This window comes from Sphingomonas sp. CV7422 (genome assembly GCF_027945725.1).
In the GTDB taxonomy this organism is placed as follows: Bacteria; Pseudomonadota; Alphaproteobacteria; order Sphingomonadales; family Sphingomonadaceae; genus Sphingomonas; species Sphingomonas kyungheensis.
Genome location: NZ_CP115900.1, coordinates 1278154 through 1301228, shown reverse-complemented (window position 1 = coordinate 1301228; position 23075 = coordinate 1278154). Strand labels below are relative to the sequence as shown.

The window sequence follows — 23075 nt, the reverse complement described above, 5'->3', positions numbered from 1 at the left end:
GCATCCCCCACTCCTGCGTCCCCGATCAAGGACCTCGCGTCGATGACCAAGCGTTCGCTCCTCCTCGCCACTTTGCCCGCGCTGCTGCTCGGCGGCTGCATGGGCACCACCAATCGCGGCCTCGAATCGGTCCACCAGCCGGTCGTCGCGCGCAACGATTATGCGCTCGATCTCGCCACCGGCGGCCGCGGCCTCGCCCCCGGTGAGGGACGCCGCCTCGCCGGCTGGATGGACGCGATGCACCTCGGCTTCGGCGACCGCGTCGCGATCGACGAGGCGGCCTATGCCGGCGCGGCGCGCGACGAGGTCGCCGCGGTGGTGGCGAGCTACGGCCTGCTGCTCTCCGACGATCGACCGGTCACCGATGCGCCGGTGACGCCGGGCACGGTGCGCGTGGTGATCAGCCGGATGCACGCCTCCGTCCCCGGCTGCCCCGACTGGAGCCGCAATTCGAGCAACGAGTTCGACGCCAACACCTCGTCCAACTACGGCTGTGCGGTGAACACCAATCTCGCCGCGATGATCGCGCGGCCGAGCGATCTGGTCCATGGCGCCGATCCGCAGACGCTCGCCGACACTACCGTCAACCGCAAAGCGATCGACGCCTATATCAAGAAGGCGCCGACCGGCGCCGGCACGCTCCAGGCGACGAGCACCAAGGGGGGCAATTGATGAACGCGCCCTGGAAACCCGCCGGCGCCGCGCAGCGCGAACCCTTCGCCGCCTATGTCTGCGACGACACCACCGCCGAACTGCTGCGGCCGATCGCCGCCGAGCTCGGCTGGTCGGTCGACAAGGTCCACAAGGGCGGGCTGCGCAATGCGGTCCAGTCGCTGTCGGTTTCGGCGAGCCCGCAGATCCTGCTCGTCGACCTCGCCGAATCGGGCGATCCGCTCAACGACATCAACAGCCTCGCCGAGGTGTGCGAGCCCGGCACGGTGGTGATCGCCGCGGGGCAGGTCAACGACGTGCGCCTGTATCGCGACCTGATCGCCAGCGGCATCCAGGACTATCTGCTGAAGCCGCTGCATCCCGATGCGATGCGCGAGGCGTTCGGCCATGCCCAGGCGATGCTCAACGCCCCCAAGCTCGCCGAGGCGAACGTCGACCGGCCGCATTGTGCGATCGCGGTGATCGGCACGCGCGGCGGCGTCGGCGCCTCGACCGTCGCCACCTCGACCGCATGGCTGCTCGCCGAGCGCGAGAAGCGCACCGTCGCGCTGCTCGACCTCGACGTCCATTTCGGCACCGGTGCGCTCACCCTCGATCTCGAACCGGGCCGCGGCCTCACCGACGCGATCGAGAATCCGAGCCGCATCGACGGGCTGTTCATCGAACGCGCGATGGTCAAGGCGACCGAGAAGCTCGCCGTCCTTTCCGCCGAGGCGCCGATCAACGCGCCGCTCGTCACCGACGGTGCCGCCTTCTACCAGTTGCAGGAAGAGATGCGCGCCGCCTTCGAGGCGACGGTGGTCGACCTGCCGCGCGCGATGCTGGTCCAGCATCCGCATCTGATCAGCGACATCCAGGCGGCGGTGATCGTCACCGACCTGACGCTTGCCGCGGCACGCGACACGATCCGGGTGCTGTCGTGGCTCAAGACCAACGCGCCGCAGACGCACCTCACCGTCGTCGCCAGCCGCGTCCACCCCGCCGCGCAGCTCGAGATCAGCCGCAAGGACTTCGAAAGCTCGATCGAGCGCAAGATCGATTTCCTCATCCCCTTCGACCAGAAGCTCGCCGCGCAGGCCGCCAAGCTCGGCAAGCCGATCGCCGAGGCGGGCAAGAACACCAAGACGGTGGCGCCGCTGATCGAACTGACCCGCCACGTCCTCAACGTCGGCGAGGAACTGGTCGCCACCGGCAGCGAGGGCAAGGCGACCGCCAAGCGCAAGTCGCTGATCGGCGGCTTCTCGGCGCTGCTCAGCAAGCGCGCCAAGAAATAACGGCGCGGCGATGGACCTGCTTCCCCTGATCATGGTGGCGTTCGGCGGGGTGATGACGATCGGCCTGATCGTCATCGCGCTCGCCGGCCCGTCGGCGCAGCGCGCACAGGCGCGGCGGCTGTCGTCGGTCCGCACCCGGCACGGCGATGCCGCGACGGTGGCGGACACGCAGATGCGCCGCATCGCCGCCGGGCGCGTCCAGACCCGCACCGATCTCGCCTTCGGCCGGCTGCTGCCCAATCCGGCGCAGCTCGCCCAGCGGTTGGCGATGACCGGCAAGGACTGGAGCGTCGGCCGCTACGGCATGATCAGCGGCGGGCTGATCGTCGTAGTCGCGGGACTGCTGATCCTGAAGGGCGCGCCGATCCTGCTCGCCCTGCTGTTCGGCCTCGCGGTCGGCGCGGGGCTGCCGCACTGGCTGGTCGGTTTCTTCATCCGCCGCCGCGTCGCGCGCTTCACCGCCAAATTCCCCGATGCGATCGAACTGCTCGTCCGCGGCCTGCGTTCGGGCCTGCCGGTCACCGAGACGATCGGCGTCGTCGGCCAGGAGGTGGAAGGCCCGGTCGGCGAGGAATTCCGCATGGTCTCCGACAAGATGAAGATCGGCAAGTCGATGGACGCGGCGTTGCAGGACACCGCCGACCGGCTCGGCACGCCCGAATTCCAGTTCTTCGTCATCACCATCGCCATCCAGCGCGAAACCGGCGGCAACCTTGCCGAAACGCTCGCCAATCTTGCCACGGTGCTGCGCCAGCGCGGCCAGATGAAGCTCAAGATCAAGGCGATGTCGTCCGAATCCAAGGCCTCGGCCTATATCGTCGGATCGCTGCCGTTCATCGTCTTCGGCATGATCTGGATGATCAACGCCGGCTATATGCAGGGCTTCTTCTCCGAACCGCGGCTGATGATCGCCGGCATCGGCGGGCTGCTGTGGATGGGGATCGGCGTGTTCATCATGGCCAAGATGGTCAGCTTCGAAATCTAGCGGCGCCAGGGCGGGAAACGAGACATGCAGCCTTCCGGACCGACGCTGATGGGCATCGACGTGCTCTGGGTCGCGACCATCCTGTCGGGTGTCGCCGCCTTTGCGGTGATGCTCGCGCTCTACACGGTGATGCGCACCGTCACCGATCCGATGAACAAGCGCGTCAAGGTGCTCAACGAGCGCCGCGAACAGCTCAAGGCGGGCATCACCGCCTCGACCAAGCGGCGCGCCAAGCTCGTCCAGCGCAACGACACCACCGACTGGATGCGCGGCCTGCTCTCTTCGCTCAAGGTGTTGCAGGACAGCCAGGTCAAGGACGCGCAGCTCAAGCTGATGCGCGCCGGCATCCGTTCCAAGGAATGGGCGGTCGGCGTGATCTTCGGCCGGCTCGCGCTGCCGATCGTGTTCGGCGGGCTGATGGTGCTGCTCGTCTACGGGCTCGATTACTTCCCCGACTGGTCGGCGTTCAAACGCTATGCCCTGGTCGCGGTGACCTTCATCCTCGCCTACAAGGCGCCCGACCTCTATCTCAAGAACAAGATCACCAAGCGCAGCGACGCGATCCGCAAGGGCCTGCCCGACGCGCTCGACCTGCTGGTGATCTGCGCCGAGGCGGGCCTCACCGTCGACGCCGCCTTCCACCGCGTCGCGCGCGAGCTCGGCCGCGCCTATCCCGAACTCGGCGACGAATTCACGCTGACCGCGATCGAACTGGGCTTCCTCACCGAACGGCGTCAGGCCTTCGAGAATCTCGCCAGCCGCGTCGACCTCGACGCGATCCGCGGCGTCGTCACCACGATGATCCAGACCGAGAAATACGGCACGCCGCTCGCCTCGGCGCTGCGCGTGCTGTCGGCCGAATTCCGCAACGAACGGATGATGCGCGCCGAGGAGAAAGCGGCACGGCTGCCGGCGATCATGACGATTCCGCTGATCCTGTTCATCCTGCCGACGCTGTTCATCGTCATCCTCGGTCCCGCCGCCTGCTCGATCAGCGACGCCTTCTAGGAGCGAGGCACCGGCAAGCGCCTGCACCGCCGAGCGAAATGACGACCGCTGTCCTACTCGCGCGGGGCGCGCTATCCGGCCGCGGCTCTATCTCATCGTCGATCGATCAGCGCAAAATCCGAAACGATCGGGCCTGATCGTTTCGATCAAGGTGTCCATGTTGTCCATGTTCGTCGCCGGACGTCACGCCGCTTTCGCTGCGGACGGCGATGAACCAAGCGCCATCGCACTCGTTATGCTTGCGTAACAGGGAGGCTCGGATGCTGTTCACCACTACGACGCAATTCGCCGCTTTGGCCTTGTGCCTTGTCGCAGGCTGGTTCTTCGGCCTCGCCAGCAGCAGCGGCGGGCGCAAGTGGAAGACGCGCTATGCCGACGAGCGCGAGGCGCATGCCGGCTATCGCAAGCAGGGCGATACCGCGCTCGCCGAGGCCAATCGGCGCATCGCCGAACTGGAGCGCGAGAACGACCGCCTCGCCCGCGCCGCCGAAACCGCGGCGGTCGCAGCCCCCGCCGCGCCGGTCGTCGCCGCGCCGACGCTCGGCGAGCGCATCACCGGCCGCGTCCGCCCGGTCAGCACCGTCCGCCCCGCCTATCCCGCGGGCAGCCGCCCGGGCTGGTTCGATTTCGGTCCGACCACCCGCCGCTAACGCCAATCTGCCTCGGATCGCTCGACTTCGCCGGTAGGATTGGGCAGGATCGGGGTATGGACACCACCCCACGCACCGGCGGCCAGATCCTCGTCGCGCAATTGCTCGCCCAAGGCTGCGAGCGGATCTTCACGGTGCCGGGGGAAAGCTTCCTCGCCGTGCTCGATGCGCTGCATGATACGCCGGAGATCGCCACGGTGGTCTGCCGGCAGGAGGGCGGCGCGGCGTTCATGGCCTGCGCCGACGGCACGCTCGGCCACCGGCCCGGCATCGCCTTCGTCACCCGTGGCCCCGGCGCGACCAATGCCGCGATCGGCGTCCACGTCGCCCGGCAGGATTCGCAGCCGCTGATCCTGTTCGTCGGCGACGTCGACCGCGGCACCCGCGACCGGGAGGCGTTCCAGGAAGTCGACATGACCGCGATGTTCGCGCCGCTCGCCAAATGGGCGGCGCGGATCGACGATGCGGCGCGCATCCCCGAATATGTCGCACGCGCCTATGCCGTGGCGATGAGCGGCCGGCCCGGTCCGGTCGTGCTCGCCCTGCCCGAGGACATGCTGCGTGACAGCGCCGAGGTCGCCGACCGGCCGCGGGTCGAGCGGCTGTCGCAGGGCTGCGACGAGGCGGGACTGGAACAGCTCGCCGATCTGCTCGCCACCGCCGAACGGCCGCTGGCGATCGTCGGCGGCGGCGGTTGGGACAATGTCGCGGCGCAGGATTTTGCCGCCTGGGCGGATCGCACCGGCATCGCCGTCGCCACCGCCTTCCGGCGGCAGGATGCGATCCCCAACGCCTGCCCCGCTTATGCGGGCAATCTCGGTTACGGCCCCAATCCGGCGCTGGTCGCGCGCGTCAAGGCCGCCGACCTGCTGCTCGTCGTCGGCGCGCGGCTCGGCGAGGCGACGACCGACGGCTATACGCTCATCACCCCCGATCATCCCGGCCAGCGGCTGATCCACGTCCATCCCGATGCGACCGAACTCGGGATGACCTATCGCACCGATCTGGCGATCTGCGCCGGCATGGCCGAGTTCGCCGAGGCGCTCGCGGCAATCGACGGCCCGCCGCATCCCGGCGGCGCCGAGGCGCATGCCGAATGGCTGGCCTGGTCGACCCCCGCACCCCGCGACGGCGTGGCGATGGATCTCGGCCCCTGCGTCGCGGCGATGCAAGCGGCGTTGCCGGCAGACACGATCCTGTGCAACGGCGCGGGCAATTACAGCGGCTGGTGGCACCGCTACTGGCGCTATACGGCGCCCGGCACGCAGCTCGCCCCGACCGCCGGCGCGATGGGCTATGGCGTCCCCGCCGCGGTCGCCGCCGCGCTGCGCTTTCCCGAGCGGCAGGTGGTCGCGCTCGCCGGCGACGGCTGTTTCCTGATGAACGGGCAGGAACTCGCCACCGCGGTGCAACACGATGCGCAGATGCTGGTGCTGGTGATCGACAATGGCGGCTACGGCACGATCCGCATGCACCAGGAGCGTGAATATCCCGGCCGCGTCCAGGCGACGACACTGACCAACCCGGACTTCGCCGCGCTCGCCCGCGCTTATGGCTGCTGGGCGGAGACGGTCGAGCGGACCGAGGATTTCGCCCCGGCGCTGGCGCGGGCGCTCGACCGGCGCGGGGTCCGCCTGCTCCATTTGCGCACCGACATCGCCGTGATCAGCAATGCGACGACGCTGGAAGCGATGGCGGCGCGGCGGTCCGCCTAGCCCCGCCCTCGCGCGGCGCGGGTCGGCAGCACCAGCCGGTCGAGGAAGTTGCGCAGCTCGGTCATCCGCATCATCGGATCGAGCACCTGTTCGTCGAGTCCGAGCCGCCAGGCGAGATCGCGCCGCTCAGGCTCGCGGTGGAGGGCGTCGACCAGCACCGCCTGCTGTTCGACGTCGAGCCGGTCGCGCGCCATGCCGAGGTCGATCAACTCCTCCGCCTGCCGCCGCAGCGCCGCCGCGACCTCGCGCAGCGAGATTTCGGGGTGATATTGCACACCCCAGAAGACGCCGCGGTCGTGCCGGATCTCCGCCGCCTGCACGTGGGTGACGCCGTTGGAGGCGAGCAGCGTCGCGCCGTCCGGCAAGGTCTCGACCTCGTCGCCGTGGATCGCCGGCACGTCGAACACCGGCGGCCGCCCGGCGAGCAGCGGGTGATCGACACCGTCCGGCTGCCGGAAGATGCGGCGCGCGAAGCCGATCTCGCGCCGCGACCCCATCGCCCGCACCTGCCCGCCGGCGGCGACCACCGCGACCTGAAGCCCGGCACACGATCCGAACGCCGGCGTGCCCGACGCGAACACCGCGCGCATGAACGCGATCTCGCGCCGCGCCGCGGGCGTATCCTCATAAAGATGGAGCGGCGATCCGGTCAGCAACACCGCATCATAGCCGCCGAGCCCGGCGGGGATCCCGGCATCGGCGTCCGCCGGCTTGACCCGCACGCACCGCGCCTCCGGCATCAGCCCGGTGAGCCGCTTGCAAAAGGTCTCGCCCGAACTGCGGCCGACGCTGTCGCGGCGTTCGGCGCGGGCAGCGGGGGGCTCACTTTCGGCGATGAGCAGCCGGAGTGGCGCCACTCAGCCGACCGGCTTGGTGACGACGGTCTTGCCACGCTCGAGCAGGGCCTCGATCGCCTCGGTCTCTAATCGGCCGGCGGTGATGAGCGCCGCCTCCGGGGTCAGCGAGACGGCGACGCCGTCGGGTCCGTCGACGATGATCTCACCTTGGTCGTGGGTGACCGAGGACGGTTGGCTATAGGGCGGGGTCATTGGCCGTAAACCACTCACGACAAACGATGTTTCCCGCGGAAGCAAATAGTCCCCGGTGCCCGCCGCGGATCAGCGCAGCTTGTCGCTGCCGTTGATCAGCGCGGCCTTCTCGCCACTCGACATCGCCGCGGCATTGACGTCGGCGTCGTCGATCGCATCGGCCTGCTGCGCCGCGCTCTTGCGCTCCGCCTTGGCCTGATCCTCGAGATTGTCGGCGGCGCTCTCCATCGCATCGGCGCGATTGTCGGCGGCGGCCTTGACCTCGCTGCCGAGCTTGTCGTCACCCTTGCCGCCGCACGCTGCCAGCGACAGCGCCATCGCACCCGCGGCCAGCGCCATCATCGTCGTCTTCATATGCATCTCCCTTTTTCCATATGGAAAAGGCCGCCCCGAATTTGCGGGACGGCCCTTTGCCGGCAATCGATCAGACGATCAGATATTGTCGCCGAGCGCGCCCTTGACGCTGCCCTTGAACTTCTCGCCCTTGCCTTCTGCCTGCTGGGCCTGACCCTCGGCGGCGAGGCTGGGGTCTTCATTATGCTTGCCGATCGCTTCCTTGGCGTTGCCGATCGCTTCGTTCACGGTGCCTTTGATCTTGTCGGTGAGCTCGCCCATCAGGACCTCCTGCCGTTATCGTCAGCCCGCCAGCCGGGCCGCTTGATCTACGACAATACAACGGGTTCGAACCGGACCGGTTCCGTGACAAATCCGTCAGAGGGCGTCAGATCAGCCCGGCGAGCGGGCTCGACGGATCGGCATAGCGCCGCTGTCCCATGCGTCCCGCGCGATAGGCGAGCCGCCCCGCCTCGACTGCCGCACGCATCGCCGCCGCCATCATTACCGGGTCCTTCGCCTCGGCGATCGCGGTGTTCATCAGCACGCCGTCGCAGCCCAATTCCATCGCCACCGCCGCATCGGAGGCGGTGCCGACGCCGGCGTCGACCAGCACCGGCACGCCCGCACCCTCGACGATCAGCCGGATCGTGATGCGGTTCTGGATGCCGAGCCCCGAGCCGATCGGCGCGCCGAGCGGCATGATCGCGACGGCGCCGGCATTCTCCAGCCGCTTCGCCGCGATCGGATCGTCGACGCAATAGACCATCGGCTTGAAGCCTTCGTTGGCGAGGATCTCGGTCGCGCGCAGCGTTTCGTGCATATCGGGATAGAGCGTCTTCGCCTCGCCCAGCACCTCGAGCTTGACGAGATCCCAGCCGCCCGCCTCGCGCGCCAGCCGCAGGGTGCGGATCGCGCTCTCGGCGTCGAAACAGCCGGCGGTGTTGGGCAGATAGGTGACCTTCTTGGGATCGATAAAGTCGGTCAGCATCGGCGCATTGCGATCGCTGACGTTGACGCGACGCACCGCGACGGTGACGATCTCCGCCCCCGATGCTTCGAGCGCGGCGGCGTTCTGCGCGAAATCCTTGTACTTGCCGGTGCCGACGATCAGGCGAGAGCGGAAGGTCCTGCCCGCGACGGTCCAGCTGTCGTCGGCCACCGCCCGCGGGTGGTCGCCGCCGCCGACGAAATGGACGATCTCGATATCGTCGCCGTCCTCGACCCGCACCTCGGCGAGCGTCGAGCGCGGCACCACCTCGAGATTGCGCTCGACCGCCACCTTCTCCGGCACCAGCCCCAGTTCGGCGGCGAGTTCGGCGAGGCTCAGCCCCGCGTTGACGCGCTTGTGCGCGCCGTTGACCGTGATCGATACCGTTCCGTCGCTATGGGGCATAAGCTTGCAGGAGGCGCACGCCCCCATCCGTTCGGGCTGAGCCGGTCGAAGCCCCGCTCTCCCCTTCGGCCCGGTGCGACAGAGGAGAGCTGCCCTTCGACAAGCGCAGGGCGAACGGACTAAGGGTGATGCGCCGCACCTAGGCACACGATCTCTCCGGTTCAACCGAAAGCGACCCGATGACCGACACCATCTTCGTCCTCAACGGCCCCAACCTCAACCTGCTCGGCACGCGCGAGCCCGAGATCTACGGCGCCGACACGCTCGACGACATTGCCGGCCAGCTCGAGGATCGCGCCCAGGAGCTGGGGCTGGAGATCGACATGCGCCAGTCGAATCACGAAGGCCATCTGGTCGACTGGCTGCACGAGGCGCAGGCGCGCGGCGCGAAGGCGGTGATCCTCAACGCGGGCGCCTTCACGCACACGTCGATCGCGGTGTACGACGCGATCAAGGGCATCCGCACGCCGGTGATCGAGGTTCACCTCTCCAACCCCCACACCCGCGAGGAATTCCGCCACACCAGCTTCGTCGGGCGCGCTGCGAAGGGCACCATCGCCGGATTCGGAGCGCTGTCCTATACCCTTGCGCTTGAAGCGGCGGCGCGCTTCTGACAGGAGGCTCCCCCATGACCGACCAGACCAACTCCGGGGCCCCTGCGCAGAGCATGCAGGTTGACGTCAACCTCGTGCGCCAGCTCGCCGAACTGCTCGACGCCACCCACCTCACCGAGATCGAGGTGGAGGAAGGCGATCGCAAGATCCGCGTCGCGCGCAAGGCCGCCGCTGCCGCCGCACCGCTCCATTACGCCCCGCCGGCGGCGGCGCCCGCTCCCGCCGCGGCAGCGCCGCAGCCTGCCGCCGCCGAGGCCGGTGCGATGGCGCCGACGCTCGCCGCCGCCAATGCGGTCAAGTCGCCGATGGTCGGCACCGCCTATCTGTCCGCCGAGCCTGGCGCCAAGCCGTTCATCGCGGTCGGCAATGCGGTGTCGGCCGGCGACACGCTGCTGATCGTCGAGGCGATGAAGGTGATGAACCCGATCACCGCGCCGACCGCCGGCATCGTCCGCCAGATCCTGATCGAGAACGGCCAGCCGGTCGAATTCGACCAGCCGCTCGTGGTGGTCGAGTAAGGCATGCGCCCGATCAAGAAGCTGCTGATCGCCAACCGCGGCGAGATCGCGCTGCGCATCCACCGTGCTTGCCATGAGATGGGCATCACGACGGTCGCGGTCCATTCGACCGCCGACGCCGAGGCGATGCACGTCCGCCTCGCCGACGAGGCGATCTGCATCGGGCCGCCGGCAGCGACCGACAGCTATCTCAACATCCCCAACATCATCTCGGCCGCCGAGATCAGCGGCGCCGACGCGATCCACCCCGGCTACGGCTTCCTCAGCGAAAACGCCCGCTTCGCCGAGATCGTCGAGATGCACGACCTGCTGTTCGTCGGCCCCAAGCCCGAACATATCCGCACGATGGGCGACAAGGTCGAGGCGAAGCGCACCGCCGGCGCGCTCGGCCTGCCGCTCGTTCCCGGCAGCGACGGCGCGATCAGCGACGTCGCCGAGGCCAAGGTGCTGGCGGACGCGATCGGCTATCCGGTCATCATCAAGGCGGCGAGCGGCGGCGGCGGTCGCGGCATGAAGGTGTGCACCGGCCCCGAGCATCTCGAAACGCTGATGCAGCAGGCCGGGACCGAGGCGAAGGCGGCGTTCGGCGACGCCACCGTCTACATGGAAAAATACCTCGGCAATCCGCGGCATATCGAATTCCAGGTGTTCGGCGACGGCAATGGCAACGCGATCCACCTGGGCGAGCGCGACTGTTCGTTGCAGCGCCGCCACCAGAAGGTACTGGAAGAGGCGCCCTCGCCGATCATCTCCGCCGAGGAGCGCGAGCGGATGGGCGGCATCGTCGCCAAGGCGATGGCCGACATGGGCTATCGCGGCGCCGGCACGATCGAGTTCCTGTGGGAAGACGGCGAGTTCTACTTCATCGAGATGAACACCCGGCTGCAGGTCGAACATCCGGTGACCGAGATGATCACCGGCCTCGACCTCGTCCGCGAACAGATCCGCGTCGCCGAAGGCCATCCGCTGACGCTGCGGCAGGAGGACGTCCAGTTCCGCGGCCATGCGATCGAATGCCGCATCAACGCGGAGGACCCGCGCACCTTCGCCCCCTCGCCGGGGCTGGTGAAGCAATATCACGCACCGGGCGGCATGCACGTCCGCGTCGATAGCGGCCTCTACGCCGGCTATCGCGTGCCGCCCTATTACGATTCGATGATCGCCAAGCTGATCGTCTACGGCACGACGCGTCAGGGCGCGCTGCGCCGCCTGCGCCGGGCGCTGGAGGAATTCGTGATCGAGGGCCCGACGACGACCATCCCGCTGCATCAGGCGCTGCTCGACGATCCCGAGTTCCAGGCGGGCAGCTATACGATCAAATGGCTCGAGGAATGGCTGGCCAAGCAGGACGCCTGATCATCCTCTGAACCGGAGCCGCAGCGCGATGATTGCGACAATTTATCACAATCCGCGCTGCGGCACCTCGCGCAAGACGCTCGCCCTGCTCGAGGAGGCGGGCGCGACGGTGACCGTGATCGAATATCTCAAACGGCCGCCGACCGTCGCCGACCTGTCGCGGCTCTACGCCCGTGCCGGCCTCACGCCGCGCGACGGGCTGCGGCTCAGCGAGCCGGACGGCAAGCGACTCGCCGACAGCGAGGCGGATGACGCGGCGATCCTCGAGGCGATGGCGATCAACCCCATCATCATCCAGCGCCCGCTGGTCGAGACCGACAAGGGCGTCGTGTTGGCCCGGCCGCCGGAGGCGGTGCAAACGATCCTGTAGCCAGCGCCCGCCTGCCCGCCCAAGCAGCAAGCCGGCCTGACCTGCCCGTTTAACAAGCAGCAAATCGCTTCGAATCCCGGTTGCCCCGAAGGGTCAGGACTGGCACGTTTACTGCACCGCCCGCGCCAGACGCGCGGGATTTTCAGGGGGCGTATCGCGGTGAAGAAGGTCGAAGCCATCATCAAGCCATTCAAGCTGGATGAGGTGAAGGAAGCGCTGCACGAGATCGGCGTGAGCGGCATCACCGTGACCGAGGCCAAGGGCTTCGGCCGCCAGAAGGGTCATACCGAACTCTACCGCGGCGCCGAATATGTCGTCGACTTCCTGCCCAAGGTGAAGCTCGAGGTGGTGGTCGAAGACGCCCTCGCCGACCGCGTCGTCGAGGCGATCGCCAATGCCGCGCAGACCGGCCGGATCGGCGACGGCAAGATCTTCGTCATCCCGGTCGAGGCAGCGCTGCGCATCCGCACCGGTGAGCGCGACGAAGCGGCGATCTGACAGCATCGCCATTTGACGCGGCGCAACATTCCATGTGAATGCGCCGCCGCGACGCAATTTCCTGCCCGGCATCGCCCGGGCCACGTAGCAGAGCAAGGGACCTGATATGGCTGCGACCGCCAACGACATCCTCAACAAGATCAAGGACGAAGAGATCGAGTGGGTCGATCTGCGCTTCACCGACCCGAAGGGCAAATGGCAGCATCTGACGATGGTCGCCGGCCTGATCGGCGAGGACGAGCTGACCGACGGCCTGATGTTCGACGGCAGCTCGATCGAGGGCTGGAAGGCGATCAACGAATCGGACATGGTGCTCAAGCCCGATCTCGACGCGGTCTACACCGATCCCTTCTCGGCGACGCCGATGCTGATCGTCTTCTGCGACGTCGTCGAGCCGTCGACCGGTGAACTCTATGCGCGCGACCCGCGCTCGACCGCCAAGCGCGCCGAGGCCTATCTCAAGACCACCGGGATCGGCGACACCGTCTACGTCGGCCCGGAAGCCGAATTCTTCATGTTCGACAACGTCCAGTTCGACACCAATTATGCGTCGTCCTACTTCAAGATCGACGATATCGAGCTGCCGACCAACACCGGTCGCGAATATGAGGGTGGCAACCTCGGCCACCGGCCGCGCGCCAAGGGCGGCTATTTCCCGGTCGCGCCGGTCGACAGCGCCGTCGACATCCGCGGCGAGATGGTCTCGACCATGCTCGAAATGGGCCTGCCCTGCGACAAGCATCACCATGAGGTGGCCGCCGCGCAGCACGAGCTCGGCCTGACCTTCGGCACGCTGACCACCACCGCCGACCGCATGCAGATCTACAAATATGTCGTGCATCAGGTCGCCCACGCTTACGGCAAGTCGGCGACCTTCATGCCCAAGCCGATCAAGGAAGATAACGGCTCGGGCATGCACACCCACTTCTCGATCTGGAACGGCAAGACGCCGCTGTTCGCCGGTGAGGGCTATGCCGGCCTGTCGGACATGTGCCTCTACTTCATCGGCGGCATCATCCGTCACGCCAAGGCGATCAACGCCTTCACCAACCCGACGACCAACAGCTACAAGCGGCTGGTGCCGGGTTACGAGGCGCCGGTGCTGCTCGCCTATTCGGCGCGCAACCGTTCGGCCTCGTGCCGCATCCCCTACGGCACCGGTCCGAAGGCGAAGCGCGTCGAGGTGCGCTTCCCGGACGCGATGGCCAACCCCTATCTCGCTTATGCGGCGCTGATGATGGCGGGGATGGACGGCATCCAGAACAAGATCCACCCCGGCGAGGCGATGGACAAGAACCTCTACGACCTGCCGCCCGCCGAACTGGCCCAGGTGCCGACCGTCTGCGGCAGCCTGCGCGAGGCGCTCGACAGCCTGGAAGCGGATCACGACTTCCTGCTCAAGGGCGACGTCTTCTCGAAGGATCAGATCGAGGCCTATGTCGAGATCAAGCGCGGCGAGGTCGCCCGTTGGGAGATGACGCCGTCGCCGGTCGAATATGACATGTACTATAGCGCCTGACCGCTGACCCGCACCGCGGTGGGGCCGACCCCCGCCGCGGCGCAAAAGGCCGGACAGGCCCGTCCGGATCGTCTACCAGAAGGCGCCCGCAACGAACGGGCGCCTTTTCTGTCCGGGGGGATCATGAGCCGTACATCCATCGACCGTCGCACGCTGATCGGCGCCGGCACGGCGCTCGCGGCCACGACCGCCCTCGCCGCGCGCGCAACGGCCGAACCGCCCGCCCCGGCCACGCTCGCACCGCGACCGCCGATGGGGTGGAACAGCTGGAACAGCTTCGCGACGACGATCAACGAGGCGCAGGCGCGCGAGACCGCGGCGATCATGCGCACGCGGCTGCTGCCCTTCGGCTACGACGTCTTCACCATCGACATCCAATGGTATGAGCCGGGTGCGTCGAGCTATACGTACAGCACCAGGCCGCAGCCGACGCTCGACGGCTATGGCCGGCTGCTCCCTGCCCCCAATCGCTTTCCGTCGAGCGCGGGGGGCAAGGGCTTCGCGCCGCTCGCCGCCGACGTCCATGCGATGGGGCTCAGGTTCGGCATCCACCTGATGCGCGGCATTCCGCGGCTGGCGGTCGAGCGCAACCTGCCCGTGCTCAATACCCGCTATCACGCCCGCGACATTGCCGACACGGCGAGCATCTGCCCGTGGAACCCGGACATGTACGGCGTCGACATGCGCAAGCCCGGTGCGCAGGCCTATTATGACAGCGTCTTCGCGCTCTACGCGGGCTGGGGTGTCGATTTCGTCAAGATGGACGACATGAGCCGCCCCTATGATTCCCATGCGGCCGAAATCGGGGCGGCGCATGCCGCGATCCAGCATAGCGGCCGGCCGATCGTGCTCAGCCTGTCGCCGGGCGAAACGCCGGTGGCGCGCGCCGACCACGTCCGCCGCCATGCGCAGATGTGGCGGATCAGCGACGATTTCTGGGACGAATGGCCGATGCTGGAGGCGCAGTTCACGCGCCTCGAAAACTGGCATGCGGTCGACACGACGGGGGGCTGGCCCGATGCCGACATGCTGCCGCTCGGCCAATTGGCGCTCGGCGCACGGGCGACCAAATTCACTCCGGACGAGCAGCGGACGCTGATGACCCTGTGGTCGATCGCGCGGTCGCCGCTGATCATGGGCGGCGATCTGCGTCGGCTCGATGCGGCGACGCTGGCGCTGCTGACCAATCGGGCGGTGCTGGCGGTCAATCAGGCGAGCCGCGACAACCGCCCGCATTTCGTCGCGGACGGCACGCGCATCTGGTCGGCCCGCCCGATCGCGGGCAACGGCGTCTACGTCGCGCTGTTCAACACCACCGACAAGGCGCGCGAGGTGGCGGTGCCGCTGGCGATGCTCGGCCTCGCCGGATCGGCGGCGGCGGTCGATCTGTGGAGCGGCCGGTCGGTCGGCACCGCCAGCGACCGATTCCGCCAGACGATCCCGTCGCACGGCGCGGGCCTGTACCGGCTCGGCTGAGCCGTTCCCGAGTCGCCGGCCCCCACCAACGGACGGGCCGTCGCCCAATCAACGCGATACGCGGCCGCGCTGGACCTGACCGAATCGCCTTTGCATGATCGTCGCAAATCGATCGGGGGGCGATCATGGATGCCATTGCAGAACACACCAGTCTCAGGCCGGAGCGGATCGCGCCGCCCAATGATGATGTCCGCGCGACGGTCCAGCACGTCCAGAAGATCGCGCTATGGATGCCGCGGGGGATCATCATCGTCTTCGTCGCGGTCCCGGTGCTCAGCGCCCTACTGCACGGTTCGATTGGCTGGGCCCTCTTTGGCGGCGTCATCAACTATCTGATCGCGGGACTGATCATCGCGGTTGTGACGCGTCTTTTCCTTCGTCCGACGATCAGGTTCCGCTATCGCGCCGCGGCGCAGACGCTGATGCGACAGGTCGATACGCTTCCCGAACCGGCCAATCTGTCGATCAGCTGGTGGCAGGATACGCCCGGTGCCGCAGCGATCACCCGCGGGGGGCATGTCGTCATCACCGACTATGACACTGACTATCACCAGCTCTGGCTGAGCCGCGACCAGATCGTCCACGCCACGGTCGAACGCGAGGCGACGGTCTATACCGATACGCGGGAGGGCGGTCGGTTGACGCTCGGCGGTGTTTCGGGCGGCCTGTTCGGCGGCTATACGTTCGGCGGCAAGTCGCGGTCGGTGAGCACGACGGTCGAGACCGCCTTCCTCGAAATCCGCTACCAGCTCGACCGCAACGGACCGGTCCGCACCTGCGTCATTCCGTTCGGCGAGGATCGCCGCTGCGCCGACGAGTGGCGCGCGACAATCGAGCGGCTCGAGGCCATCGCCTGAGCCGCCCGGTACCTATTTACTTCTGGCAGGCGACGATCGCGGTGACGACCGAGATCGTCTCTTCCGGGTCGCGGACGCGGACCGTATCGAGGCCAAGTTCCTTGGCGGGATAATCGTTGCCGCCCGGGAAGATGGCGTCGCCGATGAACATCATGCTATCCAGCGGAATACCGCTCTCGTCGCGCAGCTTCTTGAGACCATAGGCCTTGTCGACGCCTTCGCGCGTGATGTCGATCGAGGTGGCGCCGCCCATGTTGATCGACAGGCCCGGCAGGCGCTGCTTGAGATCGGCCTGGATGACCTTGCGCTTTTCGAACTTGGGGTCCCAATGCTCCTTTTCGGCGATCGGCGCTTCCTGGCCGAGCGCGGAGAAGGTGATCTGGCTGCCGCGATCCTCGATCCGCTCGCCCCAGGTCTTTTCCGGGGTGAAACCCGTCGCCGCGAGCGATTCGTCGAACGCCTTGAGGATCTTGGCCTTGGTCTCGTCGTCGAACAGCTCGGCGTAGACGGTGTTCCAGCTGCCGTCGCGATAGGTGTAGAGCTTGGTGCCGGTGGTCGGCATCAGCCACAGCTTGCTGAGATCGGCGCGCGCCGGCAGGCGGCTCGCGACCTGCTTCTGGAACTGCGGCCAGTCGCCACCCGAGATCACTGCGACATGCGCGACGCCGAGCAGGTCGGCGAGCGCCTCCCCCATCGGCTCCTGCAAGGGCTGCTTGCTCTCGGCCAGCGTTCCGTCGAGGTCGAAGGCAACCAGTTGTTTCATGCAACAGCTCCAATACGGGGAAAGATGATCGTGTCGATGGCGTGCGCGACGCCGTCCGCGTCATTGCCGCTCGTCACCGCATGAGCAATAGACTTTACTGGATCAGGCGCGTTTCCCATCGCGATAGAAAGGCCGGCGCGTTCCAACATTGGGACATCATTATATTGGTCGCCGAGTACCGCGATCGCGTCGAGCTGCTGATCGAAGGTCTTGGCGAGCGCGACCAGCCCTGCGCCCTTGTTGGCGGCGCGGGCGGTGACGTCGAGATAATAGACCTGGCTCTGCACGATCGTCGCATCGTCGCCATGCGCCGCCTTGCAGCGTTCGGCGAGGCGCGCGAGCATCGCCTCGTCGTCGCTGACGAAGGTGATCTTGTCGGCATGGTCGAGCAGCGCATCGAAATCGTCGGTGACGATCGGCTCCTGATTGGAGGCGCGCCGTTCGCTGTCGACATGCGCGCCGACGTCGGTCGAGGCATACCAAAGGTCGTCGGCGAAGACCCAGATGTCGGCGCCGCTGTCGGCGGCGATCCCCATCACGCCGCGCGTCACCGCCGCATCGACGCGATGCTGCTCGGCGATGCTGCCGTCCCGCCGGAAGATGATGCCGCCGTTGAACGCCGCCATCGGCGCGTCGATCGCCAGCTTTTCGGCGATCGGCATGATCCCCGACATCGGCCGCGCGCTGATCACGGTGAAGCCGATCCCGGCCTCCTCCAGCCGGCGCACTGCCGCGACGGTGGCCGGCGTGACCTGCTTGCTCTTGTCGACGAGCGTGCCGTCGATGTCCGACACGACGAGCCGGATCGGCGGTGCCTCACGGCTCACTGCGGCATCTCGACATGGCCGCCGAAGCCGAAGCGCATCGCCGACAGCACCTTGTCGCCGAACGTATGGTCAACCCGGCTGCGATAGCGCGCGAACAGCGATGCGGTGAGGACGTTGGCCGGCACCTTCTCTTCCATCGCGGCGTCGATCGTCCACTGGCCCTCGCCCGAATCGGCGACGCTGCCCGAAAAGCCTTCGAGCATGCCGTCCTTGGCGAGCGCGATCGCGGTGAGATCGAGCAGCCACGACGAGATGACGCTGCCGCGCCGCCAGACTTCGGCGATGTCGGTCAGGTTTAGGTCGAAGCGCTCGTCTTCGGGCAATTTGTCGCTGCTCTTCGACTTGAGGATGTCGAAGCCCTCGGCATAGGCCTGCATCAGGCCATATTCGATGCCGTTGTGAATCATCTTGACGAAATGGCCGGCACCGGCGGGACCGGCATGAATATAACCCTTCTCCGCCCGGGCATCGACCGCCTCGGCGACGCGCCCCGGCGTGCGCGGGATCGAGCCATAGCCGGGCGCAAGCGCGTCGAAGATCGGATCGAGCAGATTGACCGTCTCGACGTCGCCGCCGATCATCATGCAATAGCCGCGCTCCAGCCCCCAGACGCCGCCCGAGGTGCCGACGTCGACATAATGGACGCCCTTGTCGGCAAGCGCCTTGGCGCGGCGGATGTCGTCCTTGTAGAAGGTGTTGCCGCCGTCGATGATGATATCGCCGTCGCTTGCGCCCGCACCGATCGCCTGGATCGTCTCTTCGGTCGGGCCGCCGGCGGGCAACATCACCCACCAGATCGCCGGACTGCCGAGCTTGGCGCGCACGTCGTCGAGCGAATGCGCCGCCTCCGCGCCATCCTTGGCGAGGGCCGTCACCGCCTCGGCGCTGCGATCATAGGCGACCACCTCATGGCCGGCGTGCATCAGCCGGCGCGCGATATTGCCACCCATGCGGCCGAGGCCGATCAGTCCGATCTTCATGCTTGCTGTCCTGACGCTGATTGTGATGTCGGTTAAACGGAGCGGTGGAGGATGGGTTGCGTTGCGCAACCTGCCGCACGCCGCCGAAGCTCGCCGCCGATCACAGCCCTGCCGCCGCGCCGCGACCATATCGCGGCGACGTCGGGCAGTGGCTGTGCGGGAAACCGGTGTATCCGCACCGGGCGGTCGCCCCGCCCTGGATCAGGACGGGGCGGCGGATCATGCCGTTGCCGGCTGCTTGGCGGCGATCGATCCGAGCAGATCGTCGAACGCCTTGGCGAAGGAGGCGACGCCCTGCTCGACCAACGTATCGGTCACGCCGGTCAGGTCGAGGCCAAGCCGGTCGACCTCGGCCAGCACGCGGCGGGCGTCGTCGACATCCTGTTCGAGCGTCGGCGCGACGGTGCCGCGTTCGCGGAAGGCGTCCATCGTCGCCGGCGGCATGGTGTTGACCGTGTCGCGGCCGATCAGCGTGTCGACGTAGAGCGTATCGGGATAGGCCTTGTCCTTGACCCCGGTCGAGGCCCACAGCAGCCGCTGCGGCTGCGCGCCCTTGGCGGCGAGCGCCTGCCAGCGCTCGGACTTCTCGAAGTCGAGGAACCATTGATAGGCCATCTTGGCATTGGCGATCGCGACCTTGCCGCGCAGCCCCTTCAGCGTGTCCGCCTCGGGATCATTGTCGGCGACGCGGCGGTCGATCTCCTTGTCGATCACCGCGTCGATGCGGCTGACGAAGAAGCTGGCGACGCTGGCGATGCGGTCGATCGGCTGGCCCTGGCGGACGCGCTCTTCGAGCCCGGTGGCATAGGCCTCGGCGACGCGGATATAGGCCTCCTGCGAGAAGAGCAGCGTGACGTTGACGTTGATGCCCTTGGCAATCGTCGCGCTGATCGCCGGCGCGCCGGCGGGCGTACCGGGGATCTTGATCATCAGATTGGCGCGGTCGACCGCGTGCCACAGCTTCTCCGCCTCCGCGATCGTCGCGTCGGTATCGTCGGCGATGTACGGCGAGACTTCGAGGCTGACATAGCCGTCCTTCGAGTCGAGCCGGTCATACACCGGCTTGAGCGTCTCGGCCGCGGCCTTGATGTCCTGGATGGCGAGATGCTCGTAGCGATCGATCGTCGCCGCGCCGGGATTCTCCTTGTCGAAGGCGGCGAGCGTCTCGTCATAGGCATCGCCATGCCCCATCGCCTTTTCGAAGATCGACGGGTTGGAGGTGACGCCAGTCAGCGAATCCTCCTTGACCAACGTCTCGAGGCCGCCGGCCTCGAGAAACTTGCGATCGACGAAGTCGAGCCAGACCGCGGTGCCCGCGGCGCTCAGGTCGTTGAGCTTACCCATTGTTGCTCTCCAGCATTTCGCGCGCCACCTTGACGACATTGTCGAGGGTGAAGCCGTATTTGTCCTGCAGCTTCGATATGGGGGCGGAGGCGCCGAACGTCGACATGGTGATCGTACGCCCCTTGAGGCCGACATAGCGATGCCAGCCCATCTCGCCCGCCTGCTCGACCGCGAGGCGCGAGGGCACCGACGACGGCAGCACGCTTTCCTTATAGTCTTCCGACTGGAGCTCGTAGCGATACCAGCTCGGCATCGAGACGACGCGGCTCTTGATGCCGTCCGCCGACAGCTTTTCGTGCGCCTGCACGACCAGCGACAATTCGCTGCCCGTCGCGATCAGGATCACCTCGGGCGTGCCTTCGCAATCGGCGAGGACGTAGCCGCCCTTGAGCGTGCCCTCGGCCGAGGCATATTTGCTGCGGTCGAGCGTCGGCAGCGCCTGGCGCGAGAAGATGAGCGCGGTCGGGCGGCTGGCGTCCTCCAGCGCGGCGCGCCAGCTGTAGGCGACCTCGTTGGCATCGCCCGGACGGATCGTGTCGAGGCCGGGGATCGCGCGCAGCGTCGCGAGATGCTCGATCGGCTGGTGGGTCGGGCCATCCTCACCGACGCCGATCGAATCATGGGTGAACACCCAGACGCTGGCCAGCTCCATGATCGCCGACAGGCGGATCGGCGCGCGCATGTAATCGGCGAAGACGAGGAAGGTCGAGCCGTAGCCGCGCACGTGCGACAGCGTCATGCCGTTGACGACGCCGCCCATGCCGTGCTCGCGCACGCCGAAGTGGAAGTTCTGGCCGCCGTAATTGTTCGCCTCGAACGAGGGCGCGCCCTTGATGTCGGTCTTGGTCGACGGCGAGAGATCGGCCGAACCGCCGATCAGCCACGGCACCCGCTTGGCGAGCGCGTTGAGCACCTTGCCGCCCGAATCGCGGCTCGCCATGCCCTTTTCGTCGGCGGGGAAGTCGGGAATGTCCGCATCCCAGCCCTCGGGCAGTTCGTCCTTGAGCATCAGCGCGAGCTCGGCGCCGAGCTCCGGATTGGCCTCGCGATAGCGCGCGAAGATCGCTTCCCATTCCTCGCGCAGCGCGCCGCCGCGCCCGGCGATCGCGTCGTGGAAATGCTCGGCGACGCCTTCGGGGATGTAGAAATCCTTGTCCTCGGGCCAGCCATAGGCCTTCTTGGTGGCGCGGACGTTATCCTCGCCGAGCGGCTCGCCATGCGCCTTCTCGCTGCCCGCCTTGGGGCTGCCCCAGCCGATCACCGAATGGACGACGATGAAGGTCGGCTTGTCGTCGGTCGCCTTGAACGTCTCGATCGCCTTGGCGAAGGCCTTGGTGTCGTTGGCATCGTCGAGGTGGATGACGTTCCAGCCATAGGCCTGGAAGCGCAGCCCGACATCCTCGTCGAAGGCGAGATCGGTGCCGCCCTCGATCGAGATATGGTTGCTGTCGTAGATCCAGCAGAGATTGGACAGCTTGAGGTGACCGGCGAGGCTGGCCGCCTCGGCGGCCACGCCCTCCATCATGTCGCCGTCGCCGCACAGCGTATAGACGTCATGGTCGAACAGCGTGAACTCGGGACGGTTGTAGCGCGCGGCGAGCCAGCGCTCGGCGATCGCCATGCCGACCGAATTGGAGCAACCCGCACCGAGCGGCCCGGTCGTCGTCTCGACACCGGTGGTATGGCGGAACTCGGGATGGCCCGGCGTGCGCGACGACAGCTGGCGGAAGCCCTTGAGATCGTCGAGGCTGAGCGCCGGGCGGCCGGTCTTGTTGCCGTCCGCGTCGATCTCCTCGATCCCGGCAAGGTGGATCAGGCTGTACAGTAGCATCGAGGCGTGACCCACCGACAGCACGAAGCGGTCGCGGTTGGGCCAGTCGGGCTTGGCCGGATCGTAGCGCAGGAATTGCGACCAGAGGGTGTAGCCGACCGGGGCGAGCGCCATCGGCGTGCCGGGGTGACCCGAATTGGCTTTCTGCACCGCGTCCATCGACAGGGTGCGGATGGTATCGATGGTGAGGCGTTCCAGCGAACCGTCTTCGTGGATCGCGGTGTTGGTATCGGTCATGGGATTAAAGGCCCTCGCTCTTACCCTGCGTCGAACGCCTGCACGCCCGATCTGTTGCGGTACGGCAGGCCTTAGCCGGAGTAATCCCCCCGTTCCAGCCGCGAAACGGTCCCGTTTTGCGCAAAATAGGCGGCATCGACCTCGTCGAGGAACAGGCCGTGGCCGAGCACGCCGGGTATCGCCGCCAAACGCGACGCCACCGCGCGCGGATCGCCGAGATCGATCCGGCAGTCGGCAATATAATTCCCGTTATCCGTGACATAGGGCTCATGCTCACCGCCGCGCAGCACCGCCCCCGCGCCCAGCGCCGCGAGCACCGAGGCGCGCGCGAACGGCAGGATCTCGACCGGCACCGGCGGCCCTGCGTCGATCGCGGCGACGCGCTTGCTGCCGTCGGCGATGACGACCATCCGGTCGGAGGCGGCGGCGACCACCTTCTCGCGCAGCATCGCGCCGCCGCCGCCCTTGATTGCGAAGAACCGCGGGTCGATCGCATCGGCGCCGTCGATGGTCAGGTCGAGCCGCGGCACATCGGCGAAGTCGAGCATCGCGATGCCGAGCCGCCGGGCAAGCGCCTCGCTGGCGCGCGACGTGGCGACGGCACGGATGGACAGCCCCTGCGCGACGCGTGCGCCGATCGCTTCGATCGCATGGGTGGCGGTGGAGCCGGTGCCGAGCCCGACGAGCATACCGTCGACGACCTCGGCCGCCGCCGCCGCGCCGGCGAGCGCCTTGTCCCGATCATCCGTCATGTCCCGATCCTTCCCGCACTGCGACAATTTGCGACATTAATAACGCGGTAC

25 protein-coding genes are annotated in these 23075 nt (G+C 67.4%); 14 read left to right on the top strand and 11 right to left on the bottom strand.

Annotation, left to right across the window (positions count from 1 at the left end; genetic code table 11):
* The first annotated feature begins 42 nt into the window (after positions 1-42).
* The 6 genes from PBN85_RS06380 (at position 43) to PBN85_RS06355 (ending at position 6304) form a co-directional block, all read left to right on the top strand.
* Positions 43-672 carry a CpaD family pilus assembly protein gene (locus tag PBN85_RS06380; protein ID WP_037530437.1) on the top strand — a complete coding sequence of 210 codons (630 nt, stop codon included), beginning with the start codon at positions 43-45 and terminating at the stop codon, positions 670-672.
* The gene (locus PBN85_RS06375; RefSeq protein ID WP_037530436.1) at positions 672-1946 is read left to right on the top strand and encodes an AAA family ATPase; all 1275 of its coding nucleotides are present in this window, start codon (positions 672-674) and stop codon (positions 1944-1946) included. Before PBN85_RS06380 ends, PBN85_RS06375 begins: the two co-directional genes overlap by 1 nt.
* A 10-nt stretch (positions 1947-1956) precedes the next feature.
* Positions 1957-2931 carry a type II secretion system F family protein gene (locus tag PBN85_RS06370; protein WP_037530432.1) on the top strand — a complete coding sequence of 325 codons (975 nt, stop codon included), beginning with the start codon at positions 1957-1959 and terminating at the stop codon, positions 2929-2931.
* Between the two features lie 24 nt (positions 2932-2955).
* A complete protein-coding gene (locus PBN85_RS06365; protein WP_200870314.1) occupies positions 2956-3939 on the top strand; it encodes a type II secretion system F family protein in 984 nt (327 codons plus the stop codon).
* A gap of 260 nt (positions 3940-4199) precedes the next feature.
* A complete protein-coding gene (locus PBN85_RS06360) occupies positions 4200-4589 on the top strand; it encodes a hypothetical protein (RefSeq protein WP_271300484.1) in 390 nt (129 codons plus the stop codon).
* 56 nt (positions 4590-4645) lie between these two features.
* Positions 4646-6304 carry a thiamine pyrophosphate-binding protein gene (locus PBN85_RS06355; RefSeq protein ID WP_271300483.1) on the top strand — a complete coding sequence of 553 codons (1659 nt, stop codon included), beginning with the start codon at positions 4646-4648 and terminating at the stop codon, positions 6302-6304.
* On the opposite strand, the gene PBN85_RS06350 is transcribed toward PBN85_RS06355, so the two are convergent.
* From PBN85_RS06350 to thiS, 5 genes are all read right to left on the bottom strand, one after another.
* On the bottom strand, positions 6301-7161 hold the full coding sequence (locus PBN85_RS06350) for a type 1 glutamine amidotransferase (protein ID WP_271300482.1): 861 nt from the start codon (positions 7159-7161) through the stop codon (positions 6301-6303). The genes PBN85_RS06355 and PBN85_RS06350 overlap by 4 nt on opposite strands.
* Entirely contained in the window at positions 7162-7353 is a 192-nt protein-coding gene (locus PBN85_RS06345) for a hypothetical protein (protein ID WP_037530421.1), read from the bottom strand.
* Positions 7354-7422: 69 nt separating this feature from the next.
* Positions 7423-7707, bottom strand: coding sequence for a hypothetical protein (locus PBN85_RS06340; RefSeq protein ID WP_037530418.1), 285 nt, complete (start codon positions 7705-7707; stop codon positions 7423-7425).
* Positions 7708-7785: 78 nt separating this feature from the next.
* The gene (locus PBN85_RS06335; RefSeq protein WP_271300481.1) at positions 7786-7968 is read right to left on the bottom strand and encodes a CsbD family protein; all 183 of its coding nucleotides are present in this window, start codon (positions 7966-7968) and stop codon (positions 7786-7788) included.
* 106 nt (positions 7969-8074) lie between these two features.
* Positions 8075-9082 (bottom strand): sulfur carrier protein ThiS, encoded by a 1008-nt coding sequence (thiS, locus tag PBN85_RS06330; RefSeq protein ID WP_271300480.1) that lies wholly within the window; start codon positions 9080-9082, stop codon positions 8075-8077.
* A gap of 179 nt (positions 9083-9261) precedes the next feature.
* Here thiS and aroQ point away from each other — a divergent pair, with 179 nt between their 5' ends.
* The 8 genes from aroQ to PBN85_RS06290 all read left to right on the top strand — a co-directional run bounded on the left by aroQ (position 9262) and on the right by PBN85_RS06290 (position 16290).
* On the top strand, positions 9262-9696 hold the full coding sequence (gene aroQ, locus PBN85_RS06325; protein WP_271300479.1) for a type II 3-dehydroquinate dehydratase: 435 nt from the start codon (positions 9262-9264) through the stop codon (positions 9694-9696).
* A gap of 14 nt (positions 9697-9710) precedes the next feature.
* Positions 9711-10214, top strand: coding sequence for an acetyl-CoA carboxylase biotin carboxyl carrier protein (gene accB / locus PBN85_RS06320; RefSeq protein ID WP_037530412.1), 504 nt, complete (start codon positions 9711-9713; stop codon positions 10212-10214).
* Positions 10215-10217: 3 nt separating this feature from the next.
* Entirely contained in the window at positions 10218-11570 is a 1353-nt protein-coding gene (gene accC, locus PBN85_RS06315) for an acetyl-CoA carboxylase biotin carboxylase subunit (protein WP_037530410.1), read from the top strand.
* A 28-nt stretch (positions 11571-11598) separates the two neighbouring features.
* Positions 11599-11940, top strand: coding sequence for an arsenate reductase family protein (locus PBN85_RS06310; protein ID WP_271300478.1), 342 nt, complete (start codon positions 11599-11601; stop codon positions 11938-11940).
* Positions 11941-12099: 159 nt separating this feature from the next.
* The gene (locus tag PBN85_RS06305) at positions 12100-12438 is read left to right on the top strand and encodes a P-II family nitrogen regulator (protein ID WP_037530405.1); all 339 of its coding nucleotides are present in this window, start codon (positions 12100-12102) and stop codon (positions 12436-12438) included.
* Between the two features lie 106 nt (positions 12439-12544).
* Complete coding sequence (glnA, locus tag PBN85_RS06300; protein WP_037530403.1) at positions 12545-13957, top strand: type I glutamate--ammonia ligase; 1413 nt, start codon at positions 12545-12547, stop codon at positions 13955-13957.
* Positions 13958-14080: 123 nt separating this feature from the next.
* Positions 14081-15433, top strand: coding sequence for a glycoside hydrolase family 27 protein (locus PBN85_RS06295; RefSeq protein WP_443026768.1), 1353 nt, complete (start codon positions 14081-14083; stop codon positions 15431-15433).
* Positions 15434-15558: 125 nt separating this feature from the next.
* A complete protein-coding gene (locus PBN85_RS06290) occupies positions 15559-16290 on the top strand; it encodes a hypothetical protein (RefSeq protein WP_271300477.1) in 732 nt (243 codons plus the stop codon).
* Between the two features lie 16 nt (positions 16291-16306).
* Here the strand turns inward: PBN85_RS06290 and PBN85_RS06285 are convergent, their stop codons facing one another.
* The 6 genes from PBN85_RS06285 to rpiA all read right to left on the bottom strand — a co-directional run bounded on the left by PBN85_RS06285 (position 16307) and on the right by rpiA (position 23024).
* Positions 16307-17053: an HAD-IIB family hydrolase gene (locus PBN85_RS06285; RefSeq protein WP_037530399.1), complete on the bottom strand. Its 747-nt coding sequence runs from the start codon at positions 17051-17053 to the stop codon at positions 16307-16309.
* A complete protein-coding gene (locus tag PBN85_RS06280; RefSeq protein ID WP_271300476.1) occupies positions 17050-17880 on the bottom strand; it encodes a Cof-type HAD-IIB family hydrolase in 831 nt (276 codons plus the stop codon). The genes PBN85_RS06285 and PBN85_RS06280 overlap by 4 nt, the downstream gene beginning before the upstream one ends.
* Entirely contained in the window at positions 17877-18860 is a 984-nt protein-coding gene (gnd, locus tag PBN85_RS06275) for a phosphogluconate dehydrogenase (NAD(+)-dependent, decarboxylating) (RefSeq protein ID WP_037530394.1), read from the bottom strand. Before gnd ends, PBN85_RS06280 begins: the two co-directional genes overlap by 4 nt.
* 219 nt (positions 18861-19079) lie before the next feature.
* The gene (tal, locus tag PBN85_RS06270) at positions 19080-20204 is read right to left on the bottom strand and encodes a transaldolase (protein ID WP_037530391.1); all 1125 of its coding nucleotides are present in this window, start codon (positions 20202-20204) and stop codon (positions 19080-19082) included.
* Positions 20197-22272, bottom strand: a complete 2076-nt coding sequence (gene tkt / locus PBN85_RS06265) for a transketolase (RefSeq protein ID WP_271300475.1) — start codon at positions 22270-22272, stop codon at positions 20197-20199. Before tkt ends, tal begins: the two co-directional genes overlap by 8 nt.
* 71 nt (positions 22273-22343) lie before the next feature.
* On the bottom strand, positions 22344-23024 hold the full coding sequence (gene rpiA / locus PBN85_RS06260; protein ID WP_271300474.1) for a ribose-5-phosphate isomerase RpiA: 681 nt from the start codon (positions 23022-23024) through the stop codon (positions 22344-22346).
* Positions 23025-23075 lie beyond the last annotated feature (51 nt).